The 12333-nt window shown below is 36.6% G+C and carries 12 protein-coding genes; 9 read left to right on the top strand and 3 right to left on the bottom strand.

Features of this window, described 5'->3' with window-relative positions; all coding sequences use genetic code 11:
• Positions 1 to 2: 2 nt before the first annotated feature.
• Both RCJ95_RS13760 and RCJ95_RS13755 read left to right on the top strand, forming a co-directional pair.
• Positions 3 to 716 (top strand): pseudouridine synthase, encoded by a 714-nt coding sequence (locus RCJ95_RS13760; protein WP_221681030.1) that lies wholly within the window; start codon positions 3 to 5, stop codon positions 714 to 716.
• Between the two features lie 166 nt (positions 717 to 882).
• Positions 883 to 2400: a GGDEF domain-containing protein gene (locus tag RCJ95_RS13755; RefSeq protein ID WP_221681029.1), complete on the top strand. Its 1518-nt coding sequence runs from the start codon at positions 883 to 885 to the stop codon at positions 2398 to 2400.
• A 59-nt stretch (positions 2401 to 2459) separates the two neighbouring features.
• Here RCJ95_RS13755 and RCJ95_RS13750 read toward each other — a convergent pair whose 3' ends face one another.
• Both RCJ95_RS13750 and RCJ95_RS13745 read right to left on the bottom strand, forming a co-directional pair.
• Positions 2460 to 3629, bottom strand: a complete 1170-nt coding sequence (locus RCJ95_RS13750; RefSeq protein WP_004226066.1) for an MDR family MFS transporter — start codon at positions 3627 to 3629, stop codon at positions 2460 to 2462.
• Positions 3630 to 3945: 316 nt separating this feature from the next.
• Positions 3946 to 4167, bottom strand: coding sequence for a DeoR family transcriptional regulator (locus RCJ95_RS13745; protein WP_004226074.1), 222 nt, complete (start codon positions 4165 to 4167; stop codon positions 3946 to 3948).
• A 357-nt stretch (positions 4168 to 4524) separates the two neighbouring features.
• On the opposite strand from RCJ95_RS13745, the gene pepV reads away from it, so the two are divergent.
• From pepV to RCJ95_RS13710, 7 genes are all read left to right on the top strand, one after another.
• Positions 4525 to 5931: a dipeptidase PepV gene (gene pepV, locus RCJ95_RS13740; RefSeq protein ID WP_446722414.1), complete on the top strand. Its 1407-nt coding sequence runs from the start codon at positions 4525 to 4527 to the stop codon at positions 5929 to 5931.
• Between the two features lie 27 nt (positions 5932 to 5958).
• Positions 5959 to 6813, top strand: a complete 855-nt coding sequence (gene dat, locus RCJ95_RS13735; protein WP_312128156.1) for a D-amino-acid transaminase — start codon at positions 5959 to 5961, stop codon at positions 6811 to 6813.
• A 224-nt stretch (positions 6814 to 7037) separates the two neighbouring features.
• Entirely contained in the window at positions 7038 to 8042 is a 1005-nt protein-coding gene (locus RCJ95_RS13730) for a nuclease-related domain-containing protein (RefSeq protein WP_221681026.1), read from the top strand.
• Positions 8043 to 8045: 3 nt separating this feature from the next.
• A complete protein-coding gene (locus RCJ95_RS13725) occupies positions 8046 to 8975 on the top strand; it encodes a diacylglycerol/lipid kinase family protein (RefSeq protein WP_312128159.1) in 930 nt (309 codons plus the stop codon).
• A 96-nt stretch (positions 8976 to 9071) separates the two neighbouring features.
• On the top strand, positions 9072 to 9722 hold the full coding sequence (gene trmB / locus RCJ95_RS13720) for a tRNA (guanosine(46)-N7)-methyltransferase TrmB (RefSeq protein ID WP_016991781.1): 651 nt from the start codon (positions 9072 to 9074) through the stop codon (positions 9720 to 9722).
• Positions 9723 to 9733: 11 nt separating this feature from the next.
• Complete coding sequence (locus tag RCJ95_RS13715) at positions 9734 to 10597, top strand: YtnP family quorum-quenching lactonase (protein WP_221681024.1); 864 nt, start codon at positions 9734 to 9736, stop codon at positions 10595 to 10597.
• Between the two features lie 128 nt (positions 10598 to 10725).
• Positions 10726 to 11952: a carboxylate--amine ligase gene (locus RCJ95_RS13710; protein ID WP_066037570.1), complete on the top strand. Its 1227-nt coding sequence runs from the start codon at positions 10726 to 10728 to the stop codon at positions 11950 to 11952.
• Positions 11953 to 12004: 52 nt separating this feature from the next.
• On the opposite strand, the gene RCJ95_RS13705 is transcribed toward RCJ95_RS13710, so the two are convergent.
• The gene (locus RCJ95_RS13705; protein WP_004226089.1) at positions 12005 to 12319 is read right to left on the bottom strand and encodes a hypothetical protein; all 315 of its coding nucleotides are present in this window, start codon (positions 12317 to 12319) and stop codon (positions 12005 to 12007) included.
• Positions 12320 to 12333: the final 14 nt, after the last annotated feature.

Below are 12333 nucleotides of genomic sequence, written 5' to 3'. Positions count from 1 at the left end.
CGATGCGTTTAGATAAATTACTAGCAAATATGGGGTACGGTTCTCGTAAGGAAGTGAAGCAGTTATTAAAGCAAAAAGCTGTCACAGTAGATGGTGCTTATGTCAAGGATGCAGCTTTACATGTAGACCCAGAACAGCAAATTGTTTCAGTGTTTGGAGAGCGCGTTGTTTATACAGAATTTGTTTATTTTATAATGAATAAACCGCCTGGTGTTATTTCTGCCACTGAGGATTTAAGAGATGAAACAGTAATTGATTTATTAGAGCCATTACACCAGCATTTTCAACCGTTTCCTGTTGGTCGATTAGATAAAGATACAGAAGGGTTGCTCTTATTAACAAACGATGGTCAATTAGCTCATAATTTATTGTCTCCAAAAAAGCATGTGCCAAAAGTTTATTACGCACAGATTGAAGGCGTTGTGACAGAAGAAGATGCCGAGAAATTTGCAAATGGTGTTGAACTAGATGATGGCTATGTTACAAAGCCTGGAAAGCTTGTGATTCTAAAGTCTGCACAGCAATCGGAAATAGAGCTAACGATTCAAGAAGGCAAGTTTCATCAGGTAAAGCGAATGTTTGAGGCTGTAGGAAAACGTGTAACATATTTAAAGCGTATTTCTATGGGAAGCCTGATATTAGATGAAAATCTAGCGTTAGGTGAATATCGTGAGCTCACTACAGAAGAGCTAAACGGTTTACAAAACAATCATTAAACATATTATTCCTCGATGCCTCACATAGCATCGGGGATTTTTATATACAGTAATATGACTGTAACTGTATAATATGAAATGAGTTATTGTGATATAGTCATAGAATGTATCATATTTTGAAATGTTTCCCAAAAGACGATGGTATAAATAAGTAGAGGACAATTAAATGAAGAACCTGCGTATTAAATTATTACTATCTTTAATAGCATTTGCACTCATACTTGTTGCTGTTATTTCATATGTGAACCGACAAATACTGGTAACAGAGATAGAAAAACAAGTGAGCATGAATAAAATATTAATTGAAAATCATATTTTGACAGATATGCAAACTGTTGATAATGCCCATTTTTATTTTGATAATACTATTTCAGACAAAATGGAACAAGAGCTTAGACAGTTAAAAAACTATTACCATGAAAACCCTAATGTAGCTACTTGGGATTTGCAGCAAATGAAAAAGAAACATGGTATGGATATTTACATAGTAGATCAATCCAATACAGTGGTTTACACGACTTTTGCCAAAGATATTGGCTTGGATTTCTCGCTTTGTTGTCAACGTTTTTCTGCTTTATTGGATGAACGGCGCGCTAGTGGCGAATTTTTTACAGATGGCATTGATATTTCAACATCAACAGGAGAATATCGAAAATTTGGCTATCTGGCAACACATGATAAGAAATATTTGCTTGAGTTAGGAATAGACCTACTAAATGATCCTGTCTTCCAAACCTTTAATTTTGAGAAAACTGCACAGTACTTAATTGGTAAATATATTGATTTAGTGGATGTGCAAGCTATTAATGCAGGTGGCGTTTTCTTTAATGATTCGAGATCGAAGAAAATCACTGTACAGGAGCAATCTAAGAAATTTCAAGAATACTTCGAGCTAGCAAAGAAAACAATGGAGCCAGTTGAGTATGAAAAGGCTTTAGACAATGGTTATATAGAAACACATCGTTTTCTGCCCTATGAAGCAGAGACAGTGAGAGGGGAGTCATCCAAAAGAATTGTCTATGTGAAATTTATTAATTTCACTAAAATGGAAGCTCTTCAAAAAAATACGAAACAATTTTGGTTTTTACTGTCTATCGCCCTACTAACATCCTTTATTATGCTGTTAGTTATTAATAAAATTTTATCTAAAACAATACACCTAGCTACCTTCGATCCGTTAACAGGTGTTTATAACCGTGCTACATATATTAGAAAAATTGATAATTTATTAAGAAAAAGAAAAATGAATGTGCCAGGTTTATTGTTAATTGATTTAGATAACTTTAAACAAGTAAACGATCAATTTGGTCATGTAGAAGGAGATCATATCCTCATTGAAACAGCGAAAATTTTAAAGCATGTTGTGAAACAAAGTGGCTTTGTCGTACGCTTCGGTGGGGATGAATTTGCCATTGTTTTATACGATACAACAGAGGAACAGATGCAGCACATGGCAGAGGACATCTTGACTCAAATAAGATCAGTTAGATATGATGGCCAAGTGAGCGAGAAATGGTCTGTGTTGTCTGTGAGCATGGGCGGAGCCATTTATAATCATGCTGAGGATACAGAAATGAGCTTATTTGAACGGGCCGATAAAGCGCTTTATCAATCCAAAAATGCTGGTAAGGATCAATATTCTAGTTATGCAGAGGTCGCTGCTGACGAGGGTTATAATAGTTAAAAAAACGCCCCATTCTATCGATAGCATAATTAGCTATTTTGATAGCAATGGGGCGTTTATTAATGAGCTGCTATTTTTGTTCTATAAAAGATACAACTACATAAAACAAGAACAGCGATGACTGGAAACATAGCGTTCATATAATGAGTCAAGAGCCATCCGCCTATTATTGGGCCAATAAAGCCACCTAAATTTTTAAATTGTGCAGCACCTAAATAGGTTGCCTTTTGAGTATCTGGTGCAATTTCATCAATCATGACATTCATTGTAGGGAAGGCAAAGATTTCACCTATTGTAAAAATAATCATGGCAATGATATAGAGCGTATAATTATTGGAGAATCCAAACATACATAATCCAATAGCAAAGAACAGTACACCTACTAATAATGTTGCTGTAGATGAAAAGCGCTCTGATACTATACTAATAGGTAATTGTAGTAATAACACAACTGCTGCATTGAGAGAGATTAATAACGAATAAAGTTTCGCACCTTCATCAATCTTTAATTCGATAATTTGAGGTAGCGTTGAGTCAAATTGCGAGTACCCAATATTGATTAAAATGGCTCCCAATATGAAGCTAAGCAGCACACGATTTGTCAAAAGAATCGTGAATGTACTGAGTATTTTTGTTTGTGTAACAGCTTTGGGTTGCTGCATTTGATAGCGATTTAACACAAAAAATAAAAACACTGCGTAAATAATATACATCATCCCTGTCAGCATAAAAGGGATACTTGGACTGGATAGCTGTGAGATATACACGCCAATAATAGGACCAATAACCGCTGCAATATTTATGGCCGTATAACGTAAGGAAAATAGTCTTTTTCGTTTATCGGCAGGTGTAAAATCAATCATCAATGCCTGTGTGGAAGGTTCAAAAAATGATCGACAAAGTCCATTTAAAGCATTGAATAGGATAAAAAGCCAAACAGCATGAACCGTTGCGAAGCCAAAGAACACAAGACTCCAAACGATAATTGTTAATAGAATAACGCTTTTTCTACCAAAGCGATCTGTTAAATAACCCCCGAAAAATCCACCTACTGTGGAAATGAGCGGCGCGATACCGATTGTCAATCCAATTTGTAAGGGAGAGGCTTGAATTTCATTATGTAAATAAATAGCTAAAAAAGGCATTGCCATAAAGCTTGCAATACGTGTAAAAATTGTCCCACCTAAAATAATCCAAACTAATGGATGAAACAACTTTGACAAAGTCATATAAAATCCTCCTCTCAACATTTAGAATGTTTCGAGTTTAACGGATTGTTAAGCAACTGTAAATAGTTAAAATAATCTTGAAAGAGAACAGAGCAGCTAATGGCGCGCAGATTTATGCTACTATGCTAAAATGTGTAGCTCAGATTGAAGGGTAAAGGAGCGATGTAAATAATCACTTTATAAATCATCAATTTACGGAGAAGTCAGTAAGCAAAGTGGGCAAAAAATCTAATAATCTTCTTACGACAAAAAAGAATGACCCCGACGAAAGGTCATTCTTTTTCCATACATAATGCTTTACGTACAAAACGTAAAACTAAGACGTTAATTTTACTTTTTTCTTCGTCGTTGTCCATCTGCCTCGACTTGGACTCGTCACCAAATCGTTAAAGGCTAACACGTTCAAATCTCTTTGAACGGTGCGAGGAGTGATACTAAACTCTTCGACTAAATCCTGTGTAGACACGGTTCCTTTGTCTAAAATAAACATGTACACGTCTTTAATACGATTAAGCATTCGATCAGTAGTTGGTTTCATTAAATGAACCACTCCTTCATCTTAATTCTCTTGGCAAAGACTAGCGGACGACAATATGTGCGGAGTGCACTTAGGCTAATAAGTAGCTGCCTTAGACATCCCCTTTTCTAATTTTATAGTCAGAACAATTATTCTGATAACTTTATTATATAGAAAAACTACTTAATTTTCTAGTGAATGCAAGAGAAATTTACAATTAATATATAAAATTTATACTGTATTTTGTGGGAATACGTGAAAAACGTGCTATATATGGTAGTGACAGTAGAAGTTACTGAAAATAGTTGTCAGAAAGCTGATTGTCATATATGTTGTAAGGTGTAGAATAATGTTAATACTTTGAAGGAGGTACATGGTATGGATTGGTTACAAGCTGCAAAAGAAAGGCAAGACGAATTAATACAAGAGTTACAGGAGCTTGTGCAAATAAATAGTGTGCTCGATGAGGATACAATAACTACTGAAGTACCTTTTGGAGATGGTCCACTTCAAGCGCTTGAATGGTTACTAGCAAAAGGTCAAAAAGAAGGCCTGCTCACGAAAAATGTTAATAATTATGCTGGACATATTGAAATGGGAACTGGTGAAGATTTACTTGGTATTTTATGTCATGTTGATGTTGTCCCACTTGGAGAAGAAGCAGATTGGACTTACCCTCCTTTCAGCGGCACAGTAGCTGATGGTAAATTATTTGCACGTGGTGCGATTGACGATAAAGGGCCTACGATTGCGGCATGGATGGCCATGAAACTTGTGAAAGATGCAGGTATTCCGTTAGAAAAAAGAGTACGAATGATTATTGGTACAGACGAAGAAACAGGATTCCGCTGTGTCGACCACTATTTTAAACAGGAGGAAATGCCGACAATTGGTTTTGCACCAGATGCAGATTTCCCGCTCATCAATGCAGAAAAAGGCATTGCAGAGCTTGTGTTCTCTCAAAATAAAGTGGGTGATGCAACGAAAGAACAACTACTACTATTTAATGCAGGAAAGCGCTCAAATATGGTACCTGATTTTGCAAAAGCAATGATTCAGCATGTAACAGCATCATTCGAACAGAATTTTCAAACATTTTTAAGCAAAAATCAGCTAGAAGGCTCTTTATTAATGGAGGAGTCTCGCTATATAATAACTATCAAAGGTAAAGCAGCCCATGCAATGGAACCAGATAAAGGTATCAATGCAGCTGTTTATCTTGCAGCATTTTTACAACAAGAGTTGACGACAGAAGCAAGTAAACAATTTGTCGACTTTATTGCAGATGTTTTTTATCAGGATCATTATGGTAGTCAGCTCGATCTGCAGTTTGAGGATACAATGTCAGGACCAACAACATTAAATCCAGGGATCGTAAGCTATGATGTCCATAAAGGTGGTAGTTTAGTAATTAGTATGCGCTATTCAGTTTCCTATCCGTTCGATGAAAAAATAACAGCAGCACAACGCTTAACGGTAGAAAAAGGGTTTTCTCTAGACATACAAGACGACTCCAAGCCACATTATGTCAGCGAAGATGATCCATTCATCCAGACATTAGCAGCTATATATAGACGTCAAACGGGAGATACAGAAACACCTTTATTATCAACTGGTGGTGGGACGTATGCACGTGTGATGAAAAAAGGCGTGGCATTTGGCATGTTGTTCCCAGGGGAGCCAGATGTAGCGCATCGAGCGGATGAGTTTGTTGTCGTTGAAAACCTCGTAAAAGCAGCGGCAATTTATGCTGAAGCAATTGTTGAACTTGCAGGAAAAAAATAACTCAAAGACGAAAAGGATGAGCAAAACATGGCATATTCATTATGGAATGATCAAATTGTTGAAGAAGGATCCATTGCAGTATCACCAGAAGATCGAGGCTATCAATTTGGTGACGGCATTTATGAAGTAATCAAAGTGTATAACGGAAATATGTTTACAGCACAAGAGCATATTGATCGTTTCTATGCAAGCGCCGAAAAAATTCGTCTTGTTATTCCTTATACAAAAGACGTTTTACACAAATTATTACATGAGCTGATTGAAAAAAATAATCTTGGTACAGGGCATGTTTATTTCCAAATTACACGTGGTGCCAATTCACGTAATCACGTTTTCCCAGATGCAAGTGTCCCAGCTGTATTAACAGGTAATGTGAAAGCTGGTGAACGTGCATATGAAAACTTTGAAAAAGGGGTTAAGGCTACGTTTGTAGAGGATATTCGTTGGTTGCGCTGTGATATCAAATCTTTAAACTTACTTGGTGCAGTATTAGCAAAACAAGAGGCAGCTGAAAAGGGCTGCTACGAAGCAATTTTACATCGAGGGGATATCGTAACAGAATGTTCATCAGCAAATGTTTATGGGATTAAAGACGGTAAGCTTTATACACACCCAGCTAATAACTTCATTTTAAACGGTATTACTCGTCAGGTCATTTTAAAATGTGCAGAGGAAATTAGTTTACCTGTCGTTGAAGAACCAATGACAAAAGCTGATTTATTAACAATGGATGAAATCATTGTATCCTCTGTATCTTCAGAAGTTACTCCTGTTGTTGATGTGGATGGCAACCAAATCGGTACTGGAGTGCCAGGTGAATGGACGCGTAAATTGCAACAAGCTTTTGAGGCGAAATTACCACTTTCTTTGAATACAAAATAAAAGAACCGTTTAAGAGAACTATCGATAAGGGTAGTTCTCTTTTTTATGGATGTAATGTTTGGTATCGTCATGTAAAATAAAAAGGATAGTAATGAATAATTTTACAGATTGAAATTTGTAGAATAATTGTCGATGTATTGAATACAATGCCTCTTTTTTCTACCAAAGCAATCTAGATAAAAGAGAACTATAGATATGGTGAGTAAGAATGGAGTGACCTTTACATGGCACAATTGGTGAAATTACAAGATTACATTTCACGCTATCAAATTGATTTAGCGAGATACCCAACACAATTTGTGCGCTTGAAGAAAAACCAATGGGAGCGCATTAAGCGACAGTGGGAATTGGGAGAAGATATTAGCGAGTGGCAACATGTCGACAATGAGGCTGAAGCGGAGGCTTACGAGGAAAAAGAACGTTTTTCCTTCATAAAAAAATTATTTGCTGGACGTCAAAAGGAAACAACGGAGGATGTGGAAGAAGTAGAAATATCAAATGAGCTTGTTAGCGATGAGGATATCATTCCTGAAGAAGAAACGACGCTCACATTTGAACCTAAAATTGTGTATGCACCACAATCCATCCATGAGTTGAAACGAATGTTTATTGATCAGTTCTTTCATTTTCAAATGAAATGGGCCAGTTCAACATTACGGGAAAAATCATATGTAGATCCTCGCTTTATGCGTGACTCATTGCTCCGTATGCTATTGCAAACATTGCCAGATAATTATCTGTTGTTTTATTATCCAATACTACAAATTAGAAAAGCACCTATAGAGCTAGATGTAGTGTTAATGTCGCCGACAGAGTGTATTTGTATTACGGTCTTAGAGGCTGAAAATCAAGCTGTATATGTAGGTGGCAGTGATCGCTTCTGGATTAAAAAAGTAGGGACGAAGGATTCTAAAGTTCTGAATCCAACAATTAACTTAGGGCGGATGGAATCGGTACTGTCGCAATTATTTAAACAAGAGGATATTGATATGCCCATCCGTAAGGTTGTGCTATCTCGTAATGGTTATTTTGATTATCCTGGTTCACCATTTGGGGTTCGCTTTGTTGATCGTCGAAATTATCATGAATGGATAGAGCATTTAAGAAAAGTTTCCTCTCCTATGAAGCATATGCAAATCCGAGCTGCGCAGACAATTTTAAATACGGTCCAAACCACCTCCTTTAACCGAGATATTTGGCAGCAAGCATCTCAGCCAACAGAGGAATGATCTATGAACATTCTATTTATTGTCAATGAGGCTGCTGGGAATGGAAAAGGAAAAAAAGTTTGGCTCCAACTTCAAGAGCAACTAACGATTTCCTACCAAGTGGCTTTTACTGAATATGCAGGACATGGACAGAAAATCGCTCAACAATGGGCACACCAGCAACAAGAGAAAAAATTGCTTGTCGTTGTTGGCGGTGATGGCACTATTCATGAAGTGGTTAGTGGTGTTATACATAATAAATACATCATAATTGGTGTAGTTCGTGCTGGCTCTGGTAATGACTTTGCACGTTATTTTCATACCTTTTCCAATGCCCAGCAAATCGAGGATTATGTAAAGACTACCTTGGCTAATGTAAGAATGGATGCAGGGATCGTTCATATTGGTAATCAACAAAAGGAAATATTTGTTAATAATGCTGGCATAGGCTTTGATGCCTTTGTGACAAAATCAATTAACACTTCTCGTCTTAAGTTTTATCTCAATAAGATTGGACTAGGCAAACTTTCGTATGCTGTCGCTGTAATTAGAGGGTTATTTCGCTTTGAACGCTTTGACATAACGATACGTTCAGGGGAACAGGAATGGCAATTTCAGCAGACGTGGTTTGTGGCGATGAGTAATCAACCTTATTTTGGAGGCGGCATGAAAATATCACCTGCCGCAAAAGCAGATGATGGGCAAGTGGATATCACGATTGTACATGATATTTCTCGTATCAAATTATTACTTGTATTTGTCACTGTGTTTTTTGAAAAGCATACAAAATTTAAGGAAGTTACTTTTTTACAGGGGCAGGTCTTTGAACTTATCGTAGCAGATAAGGTTGACTGCCATACGGATGGTAATTATATTGGCATTGTCAATCAAGAGACCAATATCCATTGTACAATACAGAAAAATGCTTGGCAGGTTATTGTTAAGGATTTATAAAAATATCATGGTGCAATAATTTCATGCGAATTATAAGGGAATACGTTATACTATAAAAAAATCAATAATTTCATAAGAAAGAAATGAGGAACAACATTGAGATTAAGAAATAAGCCTTGGGCAGAGGAAATGATTACAGATCACCCAGAGGTGATTATTCCAAATCCTGAAGACTTTAAAGGAAATTGGCAGGCTGTTTTCGGCAATGACAACCCTATCCATATTGAAGTAGGGTCTGGAAAAGGACAATTTGTGACCGGTATGGCTTTGCAAAATCCAACAATCAATTATATTGGCATTGAACTTTACGATAGTGTGATTGTTTGTGCACTAGAAAAAGTGCTAGAGGCAAAATCTCCAGCGAATTTACGGTTACTAAAAGTAAATGGCGCAGATTTATATAAATTCTTTGACAAAAACGATGTATCACGTGTATACCTGAATTTCTCAGATCCTTGGCCAAAAACAAGACATGCAAAAAGACGTTTAACGCACGGGGATTTTTTGAAATTATATGAGTCGATTTTAGTGGATAATGGGGAAGTCCATTTTAAAACAGATAACCGAGGTCTTTTCGAGTATTCTTTAATCAGTATGTCTGAATATGGGATGTTATTAAAGTATGTATCTCTCGACCTGCATGCAAATATGCCAGAGGATAATGTGATGACGGAATATGAAGAGAAGTTTTCTGCGAAGGGGCAGCCGATTTATCGCTTAGAATCGCAATTTATCACTAAATTGTAGGGGGAATATGGATGGATCAGTTACAGTTTCACAATATGTCATTATCATGGCTAAACGGGGGTGTTACGTGCCTAGATGGTGGTGCGATGTTTGGTGTTGTACCAAAGCCTCTTTGGTCCCGCAAATATCCAGTCAATGAAAAAAACCAAATTGAATTGCCAACAGAACCTATCCTTATTCAATTTGGGGGCAAAAACTACCTTATTGATACGGGTGTTGGCTTTAACAAATTAAATGAAAAGCAACTACGAAACTTTGGTGTAACAGAAGAATCTTCGTTAGCAGATAGCTTACAAGAGTTAGGATTAACGACAGCGGATATTGATGCAGTGTTAATGACGCATTTACATTTTGATCATGCTGGTGGATTAACGCAGTGGGAAGGGGATGTACTTGTACCGACTTTCCCAAATGCCAAGATTTTTGTAACGAAAATTGAATGGGATGAAATGCGTAACCCCAATATCCGTTCTAAAAATACTTATTGGAAAGAAAATTGGGAGCCAGTTCAGCATTTAGTTGAAACCTACGAAGAGTCATTGGAAGTAGTACCTGGAATCGAAATGATTCATACTGGTGGTCATAGTGAGGGACATGCTGTCATTAAGCTAACGCAAAATGATGAAGTGTTATTGCATATGGCAGATATTATGCCGACTCATGCTCATCAAAATCCATTATGGGTATTAGCCTATGACGATTATCCAATGACAAGTGTATTTGCAAAGGAGCGACTGATGAAGGAAGCCCTTGCAAATAACTATGGCTTTATTTTCTATCACGATGCTTATTACCGTATGATTAGATGGGATGAGTCAGGTAAAGAGATTGTGGATAAATTAGAGCGTAGTAGACAAGCTGTTATTACATTTTAATAGAGCAAGCAAAGGCGAGGTATTTTGGCATATAAAATGTCAATACCTCGCGTTTTTGTTCGTGAACAGGATAGAAAATATGATACACTTAACACGATACTAAAATACAAAAGAGAGTTGAAATAAACATGGCAACTGAACAACCATTTTTACCCGTTTTACTTGGATCAGATATGAATGCATATGGAATGGCACGTGCGTTTTATGAAGCATATGGTATAAAACCACTTGTCTTAGGACGTTCTCATTTAACAGCAACACAAGATAGCCATATCCTACAATTTCAAGAAATAGACCGTTTAAATGAACAAGATGTTTTTGCACCTGCCCTTGCAGAAGTTGCAAAAAAATATGCTGATAAAAAACTGTTACTTTTAGCATGTGGGGACGATTATGCCAAGCTGATCATCAAAAATAAACCAGCGTTACAAGAGCATTTTACCGTACCTTATATCGATGAATCGTTGATGGACGAAATTTTATTGAAAGAAAATTTCTATAAAATGTGTGATCAATATAATTTTAAATATCCAGGTACAACAACGGTGACAGCGGACAACTATGAAAACTTTACACCACCATTTGCTTACCCTATTATTTTAAAGGCTTCAAACTCTGTAGAGTATTGGGCTTGTAAATTCCCTGGGAAGAAAAAAGTATTTGTTGCACATGATGAAGCGGAAAAAACGGCTATATTAAAAGCTATTTATAGCTCTACTTATCAGGATACAATGATTATTCAAGAATTTATTCCTGGGGATGATTCCTATATGCGTGTGTTAAATGCCTATGTAGGGAAGGATGGAAAAGTGAAGCTGATGTGTCTAGGTAACCCTATTCTAGAAGAACATTCTCCTGAAGGAATCGGAAGTTATGCAGCCATCGTGACAACCTATGATAAAGAATTAATGGATCAAGTACGTTTCTTCCTAGAAGACATTGGCTATACAGGTTTTGCGAATTTTGATATGAAATATGATATTCGAGACAAGCAATATAAACTTTTTGAAATCAATTTACGTAATGGTCGTTCTAGCTATTATGTAACAGCAAGTGGGCATAATTTAATGAAGTATGTTGCGGATGACCATATGTTAAATATCGAGCAAGAAGTCACATATGTGCAGGACAAGCATTTATGGATGATTATTCCTAAAGGTGTATTATTCAAATATGCATCCAATGAAAAGCTCAAACTAGAAGCAAAAAAATTAATTAGTGAGGGTAAATACACAAATTCTCTTTACTTTAATGAGGATATGAATGCGAAGCGTTGGGTGAAACTAACACTCAATAATTTAAATTATTATCGTAAGTATAAAAAGTACTTTAATAATAAAGGATTATCCGAATAACATAGAGAAGCCATCTCCATTTTATGAGATGGCTTCTATTGTATATACATAATTAAACTTCTGTTAGTTCCACGACAACACCAGAGCGTGCATCGGCAGCAAATTCGAATGTCTGCATCTCACCTTCATGCATACGCGAGATCCCCCCACGATATACTGGGATGGTAATAATACCGTTTGTGAAATCTTCAGTTTTCATAAAAATCCAAGAACCATCAATCGGCGAATCCTTTTTAAATTCTCTTTTTATGTTTTCAAGTACTTGTCCTGCAGGTACGAACGGAGAAACTTTTTCACTAGCTTCTTTAATAATGACTGCGGCAGCTAAGCCAGTTGCGACACCAATTAAAAAATCACGTAATTTCATACTTTTTTCCTCCT

Source organism: Lysinibacillus sp. BSL11, assembly GCF_052928325.1.
Note: the sequence above shows the minus strand (reverse complement) of the source record. Positions and strands in the feature narration are given on the sequence as shown.